General features: G+C 45.2%; 13 protein-coding genes and 1 tRNA gene. 3 read left to right on the top strand and 11 right to left on the bottom strand.

The genetic code is table 11. The annotated features are described in order from the left end of the window. Positions 1-3 precede the first annotated feature (3 nt). The 11 genes from G632_RS0103240 to G632_RS0103290 form a co-directional block, all read right to left on the bottom strand. On the bottom strand, positions 4-678 hold the full coding sequence (locus G632_RS0103240; protein WP_022767598.1) for a response regulator transcription factor: 675 nt from the start codon (positions 676-678) through the stop codon (positions 4-6). Positions 679-767: 89 nt separating this feature from the next. After that, entirely contained in the window at positions 768-1,781 is a 1,014-nt protein-coding gene (locus G632_RS0103245) for an NAD-dependent epimerase/dehydratase family protein (RefSeq protein WP_022767599.1), read from the bottom strand. Positions 1,782-1,902: 121 nt separating this feature from the next. Continuing rightward, a complete protein-coding gene (locus G632_RS20905; protein WP_022767600.1) occupies positions 1,903-2,475 on the bottom strand; it encodes an N-acetyltransferase in 573 nt (190 codons plus the stop codon). Between the two features lie 4 nt (positions 2,476-2,479). Continuing rightward, on the bottom strand, positions 2,480-3,385 hold the full coding sequence (locus G632_RS0103255) for a patatin-like phospholipase family protein (protein WP_022767601.1): 906 nt from the start codon (positions 3,383-3,385) through the stop codon (positions 2,480-2,482). Between the two features lie 6 nt (positions 3,386-3,391). Next, the gene (locus tag G632_RS22085; RefSeq protein ID WP_022767602.1) at positions 3,392-4,537 is read right to left on the bottom strand and encodes a tocopherol cyclase family protein; all 1,146 of its coding nucleotides are present in this window, start codon (positions 4,535-4,537) and stop codon (positions 3,392-3,394) included. Between the two features lie 75 nt (positions 4,538-4,612). Next, complete coding sequence (locus tag G632_RS0103265; protein ID WP_022767603.1) at positions 4,613-4,933, bottom strand: SCP2 sterol-binding domain-containing protein; 321 nt, start codon at positions 4,931-4,933, stop codon at positions 4,613-4,615. 71 nt (positions 4,934-5,004) lie between these two features. Next, positions 5,005-5,077, bottom strand: a tRNA-Ala gene (locus tag G632_RS0103270). A gap of 431 nt (positions 5,078-5,508) precedes the next feature. Beyond that, positions 5,509-6,444: a DUF4037 domain-containing protein gene (locus G632_RS18715; protein WP_051154853.1), complete on the bottom strand. Its 936-nt coding sequence runs from the start codon at positions 6,442-6,444 to the stop codon at positions 5,509-5,511. Positions 6,445-6,467: 23 nt separating this feature from the next. After that, positions 6,468-7,205, bottom strand: a complete 738-nt coding sequence (locus tag G632_RS0103280) for a GNAT family N-acetyltransferase (protein WP_022767605.1) — start codon at positions 7,203-7,205, stop codon at positions 6,468-6,470. A gap of 46 nt (positions 7,206-7,251) precedes the next feature. Continuing rightward, positions 7,252-9,828 carry a PEP/pyruvate-binding domain-containing protein gene (locus G632_RS0103285; RefSeq protein WP_022767606.1) on the bottom strand — a complete coding sequence of 859 codons (2,577 nt, stop codon included), beginning with the start codon at positions 9,826-9,828 and terminating at the stop codon, positions 7,252-7,254. A gap of 101 nt (positions 9,829-9,929) precedes the next feature. After that, positions 9,930-11,084, bottom strand: a complete 1,155-nt coding sequence (locus tag G632_RS0103290) for a GTPase (protein ID WP_022767607.1) — start codon at positions 11,082-11,084, stop codon at positions 9,930-9,932. A 220-nt stretch (positions 11,085-11,304) separates the two neighbouring features. On the opposite strand from G632_RS0103290, the gene G632_RS0103295 reads away from it, so the two are divergent. Genes G632_RS0103295 through G632_RS0103305 form a run of 3 tightly spaced genes read left to right on the top strand, consistent with a single transcriptional unit; the run spans position 11,305 to position 15,916 of the window. After that, positions 11,305-12,690 (top strand): efflux RND transporter periplasmic adaptor subunit, encoded by a 1,386-nt coding sequence (locus G632_RS0103295; protein ID WP_022767608.1) that lies wholly within the window; start codon positions 11,305-11,307, stop codon positions 12,688-12,690. Next, the gene (locus G632_RS0103300; RefSeq protein WP_022767609.1) at positions 12,690-13,508 is read left to right on the top strand and encodes an ABC transporter ATP-binding protein; all 819 of its coding nucleotides are present in this window, start codon (positions 12,690-12,692) and stop codon (positions 13,506-13,508) included. The genes G632_RS0103295 and G632_RS0103300 overlap by 1 nt, the downstream gene beginning before the upstream one ends. A 29-nt stretch (positions 13,509-13,537) precedes the next feature. Continuing rightward, positions 13,538-15,916, top strand: coding sequence for an ABC transporter permease (locus G632_RS0103305; protein WP_022767610.1), 2,379 nt, complete (start codon positions 13,538-13,540; stop codon positions 15,914-15,916). Positions 15,917-15,921 lie beyond the last annotated feature (5 nt).

A 15,921-nucleotide genomic window follows, 5' to 3' on the forward strand; every position in this document is an offset into this window, starting at 1 on the left:
TCCTTACTCCTTAGGTACTGCCTTGTATCCCAGGCCTCTTACGGTAACAATCTCAAAATCATCACAGTCCGAAAACTTCTCCCTGAGCTTTGTCATGTAGACATCAACCGCTCTTGGCGTTGCATCGGAGTCCACATCCCAGAATTCATCCATAAGCTGCCCTCTGGTAAAGGTCTTTTTCGGAAAAGACAACAGCTTAAATATGATGTTGAATTCCCTCTGGGTCAGGGGAATCTCCTCGCCCTTAACGGTAACGATGTGTTCATCCGTATCCATAACAAGGCTACCAATCTCAAGTCTCTTGGTATTTGCAATTCCGGCCCTGCGAAGAAGGGCGCCCACATGAAGAGTCAGCTCTTCGAGATTTATCGGCTTTACCATATAGTCGTCAATGCCCGCCATGAAGCCTTTTTGCTTGGCTTCGAAGTCTTCCCGGGCAGTCATGAACAGAATAGGAATATTCTCGTTGAGTCTTCTTATGGTTTCCGCAAATTCGAAGCCGTCAATCCCGGGCATCATAATGTCTGAAATGATCAGGTCAAACGTCTTTCCGTACATCTCATCATAAGCATCCTGGGCATTAAGGCAACCAACCGTCTCATATCCTTTAGCCTTTAAATATTCGCAAACAGTTTTATTAAGATCTGTATCATCTTCAACAATCAGTAAATTAAACAAACTCTAACACCTCCTGATACGTTTTTACGATAATATCGTACCATAGAAATGTTAGAGTTTTGTTGCTGAAATTTATCTGTATGAACTTTTTATGCAATCTTTCCGGCAGCCTTGAGCCATTCAACCTCATCGTGGATGGTCTCACGGTAAGATCTTGTGTGATAACCAAGCTCCTTCTTGGCTTTTGAGGAATCAAAAGCGTTGTTTCTTGCGAGGTTATATACCGAGAATGTAGTCATAAGAGGCTTTGTTCCGCGGATCTTGCCCATGGTCTCCATCGCTCTTCCCATCAGGTTTGCTGCCCAGATTGGAAGGAACATCTTAACAGGCTTGCAACCTGACTCATCACTGACCATCTTGGAGAAATCCCTGAAGGATACCGGCTCGTTGCCAAGGATGTAGCACTCGCCCTTTTTACCTTTATCAATAGCCGCTATAGTGCCGTCTGCCAGGTCCCTTACATCACAGAGGTTAAAAGAGCCATCGATGCCGGCAGGCATATCTCCGTTAATGATCTTTATCAGTGTGCTTGTTGTCTCACCTACTGCAAAATCCTCAGGTCCAAGTATTCCACTGGGATGTACAACGCAAGCATTAAGCCCTCTTTTCTCAACTGCATCAAGAACTGCCTGGGTTGCAAGTGCCTTGGACTGACTGTAGCAGCCAAGTACTTCATCCTCATTGAACTCTTTTACTTCTCTAATCTTTATTCCTTTAGGCTGCTCCGGAATAGCTCCTGTTGAACTGCAGTAAACAAGCTTCTTGCACTCAGGATGCTCAAGGCAAAGATCAATGATGTTCTGTGTTCCACCTACATTTACGTCCATTACTTTCTGGTTGTATTCGGGATTTACCGAAACAATGCTTGCGATGTGAAGTACGATTGTCTCTGTATCCTTATCTACTGTGAAGAACTTCTCAAGTGACGCCTTGTCTGTAAGATCTCCCTCAACAATCTCAGCTTCCTTGGGTACGAACTTCATTGCCGGGTCATTTGGGAGAACAAAGGCTCTTACCTTGTCGCCTCTCTCAACGAGCTTTCTGCGAATTGTTCCTCCTAAAAATCCTGCTGCGCCTGTTACTAAATATATTCTCTCTGACATAGTTTCTTTTCCTTTCGTGTGAATTGTATTTTTAAATGTTTATGTGTTTCATTTGATGTTTCACATTTTAGGAAAAGAATATTTGTGTTTTGTTTCCTTTATGTTTCTGTTTTATTAAAAACTAATTCTCGCCATTAATGAGTCTGATATTTGCATCAAACATCTTCTTTGGCAGTACTGCTCTGTAAAAAGACTGATAGGCTTCCCACATGGCACTTTGGTCTAAACTGCCACTTCCTCCGATACTAATTATGATGAAAGGCACGCCAAAGCACCTGACTCTGAGCCCGGTATCTGAGCAGCCGTTCCTGAAATAGAAAGAAACTCGCCTCTCCTGAATCTCTTCTTCCTCTGAAGACTCTGCATAAATTGGGTCTTCGACCTCTGCGATGATCATCTCAGCATCGGTGACATGGTCTCTTAGAAGCTTAAGGATATCAGCGCCTCTGCCTTTGTTTCTTTCTTCGGGATATATTGCAAGGTAATCGACAAGATATCTTTTCCCCTGCTTTACAAGAAAAGTGTAGCCCAAAAGTCCTGCGCCGTCTGATAAACCCAGGCACTCATAGATTCCCTCGTCCAGGGCTTTGAGGATCATCTTAAGGGGTTTTAGTTCGTCTTTTGCAAAATCATGGACCATTCTCTCCTCATAAAGAGAAGCGACCCGGTCTTTATCAAGTGTTATCAGCTCCATCCCATCACCTCAGATACTTGTTCAGCGCAAAGAGACTGTTCTTGGCGTCGTTATAACCAAGCCAGTACAGGTGACCAAGCTTGTTCATGTTGCTCTCCACACGCTTGACCGTAACATGCTCTGACGGCGCAATCACGAAGATCCTGCCCTCTTTCTCCAGCCTGTCTATCTCGTCGCACTCCTTGTTGTAGTCTGCGCCCATGGACATCAGCTTTTTTGCAAACTCAGGATTGTCTTTGTAAAAGCGCTCAGCGTAGGTCTTCGAGGATTCTTTCTTCCTGTAGCCCCTCTCTCTTGTCTTTATTACAACTATGTTCTCATACCCCTGCTCAATCGCCCATTTGTAGGGAATATGGCAGCTACAGCCGCCGTCAAGGCATCTCTGGCCGTCAACATCAACCATTGGCGACACGTAAGGCATTGACGCCGAGGCCTTAATTGCGCTTAAAATGTCTTTGCATTTGCCCTTCTCGAAATATACGGTTTTGCCGGTGTCACAGTCCGTAGCCACTGCTATGAATCTCCTCTGCGGGTCGTAAAACGTGGTTTCATCGAGTTTGCCTAGCTTCTCATTCGGCCTGATGGCAAAATCAATATTCAAGGGACTGTGGGCATGAAGCACAGCCTGAGCACCGATATAATCCGGGTCATGCCTGAACTCCAGGTTACATCTGGCAGACCTTCCAATCTGTCCGGAAGCGTAGTTTAGCGCCGCCATTGCTCCGGCACTGACTCCGATCACGCACTCAAAATTCAGGCCATTCTCCATCATGAAGTCCATAACGCCCTGATTGTACATGCCTCTGAATGCTCCGCCCTCAACAACAAGGCAGCCCTTGATAAGCTGCCCTCTTGCGTGTCCGGTCGGTATTTTATCTAAATCTTTGTAAACATTTCGTCCGTGACTCATGTCACCTTACTCTCCGTATTCTCCGTATTCACAGCCGATGTGCGTTGCTTCCACTTCGTCTACCAAAACCAGCTCATCGTCTTTTTTGTCATATAGCTTAATCGTGCCCCAGCCATTTCCGCCGTTCCAAAGATGGTTGTGGTTCTTCTGGCCATCGGGCGATTCATAGTTGATAAAGAGCATGTCCTTCTTTAGACAGTGAACCTCAGTTTCCATCACTGCCTTGATGTTTTCCTGCCTTACATGCCAGATAACTTCATCCTCTTTTTCCTCGAAGCTAAACTCAGTTTTAACGAGGAGATGAAGCTTTGAGAAGTTGAAGTCATACTCTTTTCCCTCATAATAGAACACGCCCAGAAGCCTTCGATCCAGCGGTACAAAGTAAATCTTCGGCCTTCCGCCACCGATATCAAAAACGCTGTTCTTTAGCTGCTTTCCTGTCTTTTTGCTGACAAGGCAGTTGGAAGATAGCCATACCCACGGACTTGTGAAATCTCTTCCCCAGTTTTTATCGGCATATCCATAGCTCTTTTCCGGTGTGACAATGTACTTCCTGCCGTTGAACGTGATAGTTCCGCCATAGGCACTCTTCATGCCCTCAGCGTGCCAGTACATGGCAAAGGCCTCCGCATCCCTTAAGGGCTTACTCGCACCGTAGCCTACGTTGAAGGCGATCTGCTTGTCGATGACCAGGTCAAAAGAGATCTCGCCTGCATCGCTCATTCTCTCAGGAAATGCAGCTGCTGCTTCCTTTGACACTGATATGTGTCCTTTTAAAGCTGACTCTGACGCAAGGCAGTCGTCTGCTGTTATCTTATACGGCGCACTACCGTGAATCTTAACGTCTTTCAGGGAAAAGAATCTGTGGAGCTGGCAAGCGTCTTCGCCCCAGGTCCCGGCTTTCACCATCAGATACGACGGGCGTTTTCCCTCTTTTTTATTCTTGGGAAGCTGTCCCAGCACGGGATCATCCTCCGCAAGCGCAGGATTACAGATAAAGAATTCAATAAAGAAAGGCTTATCCTCTCCTGTCTGCGCATCCTGTGCAGTAAATGAATGCCACCACCAGTCATAGCCCTGATGCGCCAGTGGCCCCTGCAGCATAAATGCATCTCTTCTCTTGCTGTTTACATTAAATCTATCAATTGCCATAACACTACCTCTTGTTGATAAAAACACACATTGGAATTTAGTTTTTTATCCAATGTGTGCCAATACTTCCACTATTTATTTCTTGATCAGCTTGGAAAACTCCAATGCCTTTCCAACATCTCCATCTACCTTCAGCTTACCGATCGTAAATGCTGCAATCGGATCAAGCTTGCCACTGATGAGCTTGTTGAAATCATCGGATTTCATTGTGATCGCGCAGTTTCTGTCGTGATAGTCATAAGGCTCTACATTAACTTTATGGTCTTTGACCTCAACGTAGAAGACTCCCGGATCACAGTCTGTGAGGTTGATCTGAACTGCAAGGAAATCTACGCCTGATACATCGGTGGTTTCAGCCATTTTCCTGACTTTGGATAATACAGTTTCGAATTTCATTTGCACAAGCCTCCTTTTCATCTCAATGGAGCATACAGGAATCTACGGCACTTTGTGCCTGATAGTATTAATGGAGCATACGGGACTTGAACCCGTGACCCCCACACTGCCAGTGTGATGCGCTCCCAACTGCGCTAATGCCCCAATTCGTGATTATTTATATTATATCACTAAAGCGTACGCTTCTATTAAATCATTCTCCATATACAGCCAAAGCTGTCCATTGGTGGTAGAAATTATTTGGTCAGAAATCTATGTCATTCATATTTTCTATATATACAGCTAAAAGTACCCTGTGGGCGTAGAAAATTTTTTCACTGAAAACTTTTATCACTCATATTTTCTATATATATGCAAAAAAGTGCCCTGTGGGCATAGAATTTTTTAAATCCGATGTTTTCATTTTCTATATATATGATAAAAAGTGTCCTCTGGGCATAGAAAATCAGGCAGATAAAAAATTAATGTCTAAATTCTTTCTATATATATTCGAAAAAGTACCCTGTGGGCGTAGAAAACAGTCGGATCAAGCCTCATGCAAGGCCTAGTGCAGCCTTTATACATAATCCATCGGCTCACAGAATAACATCCACATACACTTCGAGATACGTATCCAGTGCATCGATCAGATTCGCCCCCAACAGCAGTTTTACCAGCATTTCAGCGATCTGCTCGGACAACGCCACGACCTTGTCGCTCATATTCAGGTTATCCGGCATATATTTGATATGCTCCCAAGCTGATAACGCACAATTTGCTTCAGCAAGCTCTTTTACCAGTCTGCTGAACCTTCCGCCTGAGTCAAGCTCTTCCAGCGCCCTGTACGTCCACTTGTAATATGGCGGATAAACTCTTTTTAAAAGAAAAAACAGCTCCATTGCAGCCTGTAGCCCTGTTGCCTTGCAGATCTCTGCCGCAACGGTATCTTTTCTGGCCATGCATCTTGAATAATTAACCTGAAGCGAAGAAGCAAATCTGTGGAGTTCATTTGCTATGCGCTCTCTCCATATCCTTTCGGGATAATAATCAAGAAGGGTCTTCCTAAATGCAGAAAACTTACCAAGATCATCCCTGAAGATGTCGCCATTCACAGCAGTTGCAAGGCAGGAATGATCCAGCGCTCTCCACACGTCATCAGTAATAAGGTTTTCTTCAGCGTCAATTTCGGTCCCAAGAACGTACGAATAGAAGCCATTTATAGTCATGACGCCTCTCCTCTGACGAAGTCTGTCAGTAAGATCAGCCCCGGGAGTAGCGTCTACCAGCTCGTTATATGCTATGGAAAGAAGTCTTCCAAACCGGTGAAAATCCTCCTCAGATAGCCAGAGGCAAACTCCGGTTCCGAAGTCGTGATCCCTGGAAATAAAGTCATCAAAACCAAAGCAGTCAGACCCTTCTCCCGAAAGTCCAACTGCTATATGTGATTCGTATTCAGCAAACTTCTCATGGATCATAGGCGCAACCTTATTCTCATAAAAGCGCCTGCTTTTGTCGAAAATCTCTGAATTCATAATCTGTACGTTTATCTTACGCCTCAATTCGTGATCTTATCGGTCACAAGCTCTGCCCATGCAGGAATAAATCCAGCTCCAAGCGCAACCTTTTGTGAAGCAATGTGACCCATAGATGTTCCATAATATGGAAGATGTCCACTTTCAAGGATATCATTCTTAAGAAGCGAAACCAGTATCTTGCCGATTCCCAGCCTTCTTCCGGCAGGCTCGACATTGATGCCGATCTGCCACATGTATGGACTATCCAGGCTCGCTCCTGCCATTCCGAGGATAACTCCGTCCTTGATTGCTGCGACACCGATTATGTCAGGCGCTGTTTCACAGAAGGTAAACGCCTCGTAGAATCTGCCATCGTCCCTGAACTGCTCTATTTCTTTTCCTCTATACCACTTAATATCGTAGCCTTTGGTATCGACTTCAGAGACAGTCTCTGAAATATAGAACGGATGCGCCATACCAATCTGATATCCGTCCTGCGCAAAGCGCTCATTAAGCTTGCGCATGTTCTTCACTTCCAGAAACCACTCAGAACCCTTTTCGGAATAGTTCTCTCTGCACCACTCTACGATGTCTTTTCTCCCTGTGAAAAGAATCTTTCCATTCACCAGAACAAGCTTAAGATAGCAGTCCTCTTTTTCATGATATCTACGTCTACCATCAATAAAGCTATGCCCAGTAAAATGATTCTGCCCATCAAGAACGTCTTCCGGGCTGCAGCAATAGTCTATAGAAAGCTGTCTGCATAATATGTCGTTCATATCTTCGCTCCCATTGGATAAGTTTAAACCATTATAACATTGAAACTTACCTCCGTGCGCAAAGAGTGTGCTCCTTATTCATATCATGATAAATATACACGTTGTCCCCGGAAACGTCGTAAGACGCAATAACCGTCCGGAATTCATAGTATTCCGAAGTCTGCTCCGAAAACTCATTTTCATATTTCTCAAGTAGCGCAGGCTCAAAGACAAGCGTCTTCTCATTCTCAAAAATAGCAGTATACAGTATCCCCGCCTCAACAAGGTCCTGGAAAAAGTGGCTTCCGTAGGACAACTCAGGATTGTATCCAACCTTGGAATCTGCTATCTCGCAGACTGTGTCAAACTCGCTGATATCTGCAAACGAAGTAGGTACCCCGAGCTCAGGAGACGTTGTGCCGACTCTGCCCGGCACCATCAGGAGCATATGCTTTCCTTTACCTCTCATCTCCCAATTTATGTGACCGATGGCCCTTGCTATCTTATTCTTGTCCTGATAAGGCATGCTGTAATATCTGACGGGATCCACGTAGACAATCTTGTCCAGTTTCTCGGCTCTTGAAAGCCCCATGGCGGACCTTTTACATTCAAAGAGGATATTCTCTCCCGCAATATCCGTAGGAATCTCCATGCTCTCAGTGTCCTTAAACACCTGTAGTGGCCTGCATTGCAGGATATTGATCACATAGTCTCCGCCTTCAGAGAAATTCATGGTAAATTCTATGTCTACCGGATACTGATATTCCTCCTGGATAACATGCAGAATTTCCTTCATCTGCTGCATCAGCGCATCTTTCCTGACAATTCCCAGGCATGAGATAAACTCAATATCCCTGTCCTCACCTCTGTCCCTGAACATCCGCTCAGTGTCGGTGTCGTGCTCAAGCAAGAGCCGTCTTAGCGAGAATGGCATGTACTTTTCTACATCCTCAAGTGCTATCCTTTCAAGCTTCCTGGATGCCCTGTTCATAACTTCAAGTTTTCTCTGCGAGTACTGATGCTTTTCAATGGAGTTCCTTGCATTGGTGGCAAGCGGCTTATCAAGACTCACAAGCCTCGGATATGAGCCTTCTGTCCTGTCTACAGCCGACGTTCCAAGCCCCATGACAAGCCTGAGCATTCCCGCTGACTGATCCAGAGACTCCATGAACTTATACGGGCTATATGAATAACCAACTCCCGCCGCGCATGGCATGTAGAATTCACCGTAGTAAGATCCTGAAACCCTCTGCACCAAAAGAGCCATCTGCTCGTCTCTATCCTGCAAGCCTCTTCTGCTGCGATAATCAAGAGCAGACCTGCTCATAGTGCTGGCATAGACAGTCCTTATGGCGTTCTCCAGCTCCTCGATGCGCTGCTCCATACTTCCCGAATTGGAACAGAAGACCGACTCATATTTTCCAGCAAACGCATTCCCGAATCCATCCTCTAAGATTGAGCTGGATCTGACAATTATAGGGTCCTGACCGTAGTATTCAAGGAGTTTAACAAACTGCTCTTCCATTTCTCTGGAAAAAGAGCCTTTAAGGAGCCTCTCAGCAAACTCATCAGCCAGGGAAAAGAACTCTTCCTTAGTCCTCTGCCTTATCCGAAGATCCCAGAATTTGTTTTCAACAATATATGTGTAAAAGACATCTGAACCTATATAAAAGGAATCGTGAGGCTCCAGATATTCAAATGTTTCCGGCATCCTGTGCTCGATTATCTTTCTTGCAAGTAGCATTCCACAGGCTTTTCCGCCGATCATCCCCGTTCCTATCATGCGCTCTTTTACCGAGAAATAATCTTCCGGAGTAAAAAGCTCTTTTACCATGCTGCGAAGCTTCTTATCACGGGTCATCATGATGTTGCACATTCGACCGCAATTATCGCTGACATCTGCGCCTGCCTCATGCATAACTCTCGTTATGTTAAAAAATCTGTCCCAGCTATCCATGTTGTCGGAGTCAGTCACAGAGCCGGTCTTGCCCAGGACCTGATAGAAATGACTGGCCATAACTCCATCCAAAATAGGATAAAAGTCTCCGTTTTCCGGATTATAGATATGTGGCAGGAACATGACCTCCGAGTACCTGTTCCAGACCTTGTCGGGCCTTACATAGATGTTCTTTTTATCAGAATAAACATCCAGAAACAGCTGCGTTGTATCCCTGATCTTGGCTATGGCCTGAAATGAGTGTTTGCCTCTGATAAGCGGGAAGAACGCCACCGTATCAAGGATAAACAGATACGGGCATGTCACCTGGAAGAAGTTACCCATCATAAGATCTGTAGCCCAGGCTGTCTGAAGGTCAGAAAGGCAGTCAAAGACATAGAATGCATCCCGTCCTTCTTTGCTGATGATCTCATGGATCTCCACAGTAAAGTTCTCAAACCTGTGGTTTAATTCAACATGAACAATCTTAAGTCCCTCCTGTTCTTCCAAGAGTGGTTCATGGGATGCAAATCTGATGTAGATGAGATTTCTTTTGTCAGCTATCGCCTGCTTGACATAGGGCTGTACAAAGAGCTTGAACTCCTCAAGGTCATCAACCCTCCATACAACGTTATCGCCAAGCCTGATGTTGTCAAATGCCTTATCCATCTGCATAATTCCGGAACACACTCTGTCAAATGCTGCCATAGTACTCCCTCCCGTGACATGACACGAATTTGATAAATAAAAAAAGACAAAGACGCTCTGAATAAAAGCGTCTTTGCCTTCACCAATATTATATATCTTACTCATCCTTTTGCAAATGCCTGTGTTACAGAATCCATTATCTCAGTTTTATCCGCATTCTTCGACAATTTCTTGGCAGCAATAGTAATCTTGTCCAAAACCGTACTTGAGAGTGAATCCTGCAAAATCTTCTTGGCCCATTCCATATCATCCAGCGTCTTCTTGCCTGTGGCAATCTGCTCAAATACGTAAGCAGCTGCTTCTCCCAGCGCAAATACGATGGTTCCTGAGATTATTGCATTAACTGAAGCAGCTCCCAGATTGATTCCGGGAATCAGCTTAAGTGATGAAACCAGCGCCTTTCCTGTAAGGCTGACTGTTCCGATATCTACAATGAGCTTCAGCAGCTCTTTTGCCTTCTTGGTCTTTTTGATGCCCCAGATCTTGAATATGGACTCAATTTCCAAAGACTCCGTCGGCTTTAAGATCATGAGATCCACAGCCGGGATTGCAATGCCTCCCGCTGTTATTCCCGCCAGCGTTGCCACACTGACTACAGCATGGGACATAGCTCTTTTCCTGGTTAAAAGATATTTCGCCATATCCTTCTCAGAAGCCTGAAGGCCCACAGGTAAGAGCTCATTCGTAAGCTCAATGAGCTCCGTGATTCCCATCGGCACAAGCATCTCACCTTCTTCAGTCTGCTTGGGCTTTGCAATGACCGATACAACCTCAGTCAGCCTTGTAGCATATTTTTTCTTGGACAAAAAAGCTTTCTCCACAATCTCTTTTGTCTGCTTAACATCATCTTCTTCATAGGACTGCGTGATCACGACAACAATCGGAACATCCTTCCATAAGCTGATGGCATCCATGAAAGAATCAATTGTTTTGGGAAAGAGCTTTGATGTATATTTGTCCACGCAGAACCAGATCGCACTGATCTGATGCTCTACTTTCTTAGCCTTTATGGCATTTCCCGACCATTTTTTTACAGCATTGACCGCGCGCTGCTCCTTGAGAAGCCCGGGCTCAATGCCGACCGTATCAATCAGCCTGAATGGAACTTTCTCATTTTCATATATCCGAAAATCCTCATGTTTGCCTGCGCCGGCTGCCTTGGGCTTTTTCATCGCCTCATCGCCCAATACAGTCTTAATAAGTGTTGACTTTCCTACTCCATTAAAACCTACTACCAGAACATTTGGCTTTTCCATGGTCTTTCTCCTATGTGTGATGCACCCCGTTCAATACCCAATCTACTTTTGCACTATTAATCATATCAATTTGCCGTGAAATTAAAAGTGTTAATTTGAATATTTTTCAGTTAAGAATCAATTAAGAATTACGCAAGAGACATCTTAAGACTTATTAATTTTATCGCGGTAAAGTAAGTATAGTAACACACGTAAACGATTAAGTATGAGGGATAACGTTATGATTAAAAAATTATTGGGAAACAAGAGATTACTTATAATAATCACCGCAGCCATCGCAGTACTCACAGTAGGTGGCGTTTCAATCAGTTCAAACGCAGCAATGTCAGTAAGCGCCTACGTAGTAGACAAGGGCGTCATCGACAGCGAAGTTGAGGTAAACGGAACCGTTGAGAGCAATACAGACAGAAGTTACTATTCGGATGTATCCGCCAAGATCGCTACCATCCATGTAAAGGAAGGCGACTTCGTAAAAAAAGGCGATCTCATAATCTCCTACGACCTTGAGGAAATCGAGCAGCTTGAAACCATGGCAGAGCTCAAAGCCCAGGCTGATCTTGGAAGCTACAACAATTCCATGCAGACAGGCGGCCGTACAGCAGGTCTTTATTCAGAGGCCAAGACAAATCTCGCGGTTCTTGATCAGCAGATAGCCGACACACAGACGGCCATCGCAAACACCCAGAACAAGCTGGCTCAGAGGAAAGCGGATCTTGCAGACTTCGGTGCAAAGCTCCAGATATCTCTTATCGACTGGGCCGACAAGCCTGATTCCGATGAATATGAGAATCTTCAGAAGCTCGTTCAGACCAATGCTTATGAGCAGCAATATGCCGATGACATCGTACAGATGCAGGAAGAGCTCAACGCCCTCAACACTCAGCTTGCAAACTACAAGGAATACAAAGCAGAAATGACCAGCCAGAAAGCCAGCACCGTCATGGGTCTTATGACCTCCGGCGCCAAGGATCAGCTCGCAGCCGTAAAAGAATCCAATGAGCTCGCAACCTCCCTTGAGCTCGAGGATTATGCCAAGGCAAAAGAGGGAATCCGCGCCGAGTTTGACGGTGTTGTGACCCAGATTGATGCCACAGAAGGTGGCAGCGTTGCAAAAGGCGCAAAACTCCTCACCTTAAAGTCCATATCTGATATAGTAATAAAAAGCAGTGTAAATAAGTATGATATAGTTAACATTGAAGAAGGCCAGCCGGCCACAGTAAACATCAAGAATAAAGACTATGAAGGCAAGGTTTCAAGGATCGAGCGAATGACCAAAGATTCCGGAACAGGCACAGGCATCGGCATTGAGATAACTCTGGATGAGCCTGACAGCGACATTATCCTTGGACTTGAAGCCAAATCAAGGATCCACACTTCCGATCTCACCGATGTTACCCGCATTCCTCTTGAGGCTCTCAACGAGGACGAGGAAGGCAGTTATGTCTTTGTCGCAAGAGACGGTAAGGCGGAAAAAGAGTTTGTCGAGTGCGGTATAAGGAGCGATGACATGGTCGAAGTTAGATCCGGTATCGACGAAGGATGTCTTGTCGTATGGAAGGATTCTGTGGAAATAACCGACGGAATGGGCGTAAAGGTGAATAAATAATGTCAATAGAAAAGCAGAAAATACTAAGTGCAAAAGATCTCTCCAAGACCTTTTCAAATGATTCCGTGCAGCAGCACGTATTGAAAAACTTGAATATTTCTATATACAAAGGTGATTTTACCGTAATCATGGGTAACTCCGGTTCCGGTAAGAGTACTCTCCTATACGCTCTCTCCGGCATGGATCGCCCCAGCATGGGTACCATCACCTACTACACAGATGAAGATGGAACAGAGACAGACATCTCAAACTTCAGCAACGACAGGCTTGCCATGTTCAGGCGCGATCACGTGGGCTTTGTTTTCCAGCAGAACTACCTCAATGACAGCATGAGCGCCCTGGACAACGTCATGGTCTGCGGCCTTTTAAAGAATACCGACAGGAAAGCTCTCGCAAATAAGGCAAAAGAGCTTTTAGAGAGCGTAGAGATCGGAGAGTCCGACTTCCGCAAGTTCCCCACCCAGATGTCCGGTGGCCAGCAGCAAAGAGTTGCGGTGGTCAGAGGCGTTATAAACAGTCCGGAAGTTCTTTTTGCAGACGAGCCAACAGGCGCCTTAAACTCCCAGAACACAGAGAACGTCCTGAACATCCTCTCAAACCTTAATAATGAAGGCCAGAGCATTGTAATGGTAACGCATACCATCAAAGCCGCCGAGCGCGGAAACAGGATAATCTACCTCTCAGACGGAATTATCAGTGATGAAATCGACCTCGGTCCCTACGCCGGGGATTACAAGGATGAGTCCAACCCTGATCTTGAACACGCTAAAGAACGCCATCAGCGCCTTAAGAATTTCCTTCAGGACATGGGCTGGTAATCCTTACCTTTTTGAAAGAGGAACATACAGTGTACAGATTTTTCTTTATTGCCAAGAACAACATAAAAAAGCAAAGGAGCGACATGATCACCTTCTTTATCCTCTCTGCTCTCTCAGCTCTTTTTATCTTTATAAGCGCTTCTTTCCTGGCCGATACAGGAAAGGTTGTCGATACCAACAGAGAAAAGATAAACTCCGCCGACATCTTCGCATTATGCGGACACAGCGAGCCTGTCATAGCCAAGCTCGAAGAAATAATAAAAGGCAATGTTTATCTCAAAAACTATGAGACTGAAAATTACATTGAATGCAGCTCAAAATACAGATTAAAGGGCTCCAAGACCTGGATCGAATACCCCTTCTACATCAGCAATTACGAGAAAGAAATGAAGATCCAGACACTTAGTATCGATGCATCCGGGTTTTCGGGACATGATGTAATAATCCCGATTTCGCTGAGTACCACCTTTGATATCGGCTCCACTCTGCAGCTTAAGATAGGCGATAACGTCTATGATCTTAACGTAGCAGGCTACAATGAGGACAATCTCTTTTGCTCACCCCTGAATATGGGAATCTACAAAATGTATGTATCTGATAAGCTCTATGAAACCATACTCTTTGAAAACCCAAAGGGTGCCCTCGAAGGCCGCTATATCAAGACACAGCTTACAGATACTGCCAAAAAGAAGCACATTGATACAAACACTCTCTCAGACGAACTCGGTGACGATCTGATGAACTGGTACAACGAATACTCCAAAGCTCATCCCGATGCCGAAATGACCAGTGTCAATATCGTTCCAGCTGAGCTCATGAAGACAGGTTCCATGATCCTGCCTATGGTCTTTGTGGTAATGATCTTCCTTTTTGCGGTAATCATGCTTACAATAGCGATCGTTATTATAAACTTCAGCGTCAAGAACTTCATTATGACAAACATGAAAAACACCGCTATCATGGAGGCTTCAGGCTATACCGTCAGGGAACTGGTACTGATTCTTTTATGCCAGCTTCTGCTTGTAGCCGGAATCGGAGCTTTGCTTGGAATTATTATCGGTGCACTGCTGATTGACAAGATCGGGATCATCATCCTTATAACTCTGGGCCTTAAGTGGAACCAGCCCGTGAACATCACTGTGGCACTTGGCGTATTCTTAGGAATTTGCCTGCTCGTTGCACTCCTTACCGTCTATCTTGGACGAGAGTACAGCAAAGTCAGCGTTTTATCAGCCTTAAGAGGCGGCGTAAATACGCATAACTTTAAGAGAAATCTCTTTTCCTTCGACAAGACAGCCCTTCCGATCGCAGTTACACTCGCTCTAAAGGATACTTTCGGAAGATTCAGGAATCAGCTTGGCGTCATCTTTATCATGATGATCCTCTCCATATCTACCATAGTTGCCTTCGGCATGATGGACACCTACGGAAATGACGCAGGTGTGCTGGAAATGGGCGGTTTTGATGTATATGACGCATTTTTCTCAGGTGATGAGGCTATGGAGAACACCATCCGGGGCCTGAAGTGCGTAGAAAACACCAGGCGCGAGGTCTGGATGAGCGTCAACTACTATTACAAGAGAAACAAGCAATCTATCACCACAAGGTCTTTTTCAGATACATCGACGATTGTAGGCGGATCAATTATTGAAGGCCGCTGGCCAAAATACCCCAACGAAGTCATGCTGGCCACCAACACCTCCATGAGGCTTGGCGCATCAGTTGGCGACGTGGTAATGGTCAAGAACGACATGGCCGAGGAATCCTATATTGTATGCGGAATATCCCAGACCATGAACAACATGGGAATGATGGCCTTTATGACAACAGAAGGCCTTTCCAAGGTCACAGCTCTTCCGGAAACCATGCAGGTCTGCGTTACCTTTAAGCCCGGTGTGACCTTTAAAGAATTTGAAAAAGAGTTTAAAGACCTCTATCCCGAAGAGACGGTAACAGACTATCAGGAGGCTGCGCACCAGACTGTTGGCCTTATCACAAGCGGAATGAAAGCCTTTGCTTTCTTTGTAACGTTCCTTACCATTCTTATTGTGGCCTTCGTTGAGTCCCTGATTGTCAGGACCAATATCAACAAGCAGTGGAGGAATCTTGGCGTCAGCAAGGCCCTGGGCTTTACCTCCCGTCAGCTCATCGGTCAGGTGATGATGTCCAACATGCCTTCGATACTGCTTGGTGTGTCGGTAGGTCTTTTGCTCTCTCCTGTCCTGGGTACCAAGCTGATGGTAGCAACCATGGCTATATTCGGATTTAAGAGAATAAACTTCAATATAGATCCGATATCGTACCTTCTTACTGCACTCATCATCTGCGGAGTAGCTCTTTTGACCGCCGCATTCATGGGGCGCAGGATAAAGACCCTGGAGCCGGTTAAGATGATTACCGAAGAATAGGCACT

This window comes from Butyrivibrio sp. NC2007, assembly GCF_000421405.1.
Taxonomy (GTDB): Bacteria; Bacillota; Clostridia; order Lachnospirales; family Lachnospiraceae; genus Butyrivibrio.

Bases quoted from the DNA above. Each gene is read 5' to 3' on its own strand.
- G632_RS0103255 (WP_022767601.1), bottom strand. From the start codon at position 3,385: ATGAGTCACGGACGAAATGTTTACAAAGATTTAGATAAAATACCGACC.
- G632_RS0103265 (WP_022767603.1), bottom strand. From the start codon at position 4,933: ATGAAATTCGAAACTGTATTATCCAAAGTCAGGAAAATGGCTGAAACC.
- G632_RS0103245 (WP_022767599.1), bottom strand. From the start codon at position 1,781: ATGTCAGAGAGAATATATTTAGTAACAGGCGCAGCAGGATTTTTAGGA.
- G632_RS0103300 (WP_022767609.1), top strand. From the start codon at position 12,690: ATGTCAATAGAAAAGCAGAAAATACTAAGTGCAAAAGATCTCTCCAAG.
- G632_RS0103295 (WP_022767608.1), top strand. From the start codon at position 11,305: ATGATTAAAAAATTATTGGGAAACAAGAGATTACTTATAATAATCACC.
- G632_RS0103280 (WP_022767605.1), bottom strand. From the start codon at position 7,205: ATGAACGACATATTATGCAGACAGCTTTCTATAGACTATTGCTGCAGC.
- G632_RS0103285 (WP_022767606.1), bottom strand. From the start codon at position 9,828: ATGGCAGCATTTGACAGAGTGTGTTCCGGAATTATGCAGATGGATAAG.
- G632_RS18715 (WP_051154853.1), bottom strand. From the start codon at position 6,444: ATGAATTCAGAGATTTTCGACAAAAGCAGGCGCTTTTATGAGAATAAG.
- G632_RS22085 (WP_022767602.1), bottom strand. From the start codon at position 4,537: ATGGCAATTGATAGATTTAATGTAAACAGCAAGAGAAGAGATGCATTT.
- G632_RS20905 (WP_022767600.1), bottom strand. From the start codon at position 2,475: ATGGAGCTGATAACACTTGATAAAGACCGGGTCGCTTCTCTTTATGAG.
- G632_RS0103290 (WP_022767607.1), bottom strand. From the start codon at position 11,084: ATGGAAAAGCCAAATGTTCTGGTAGTAGGTTTTAATGGAGTAGGAAAG.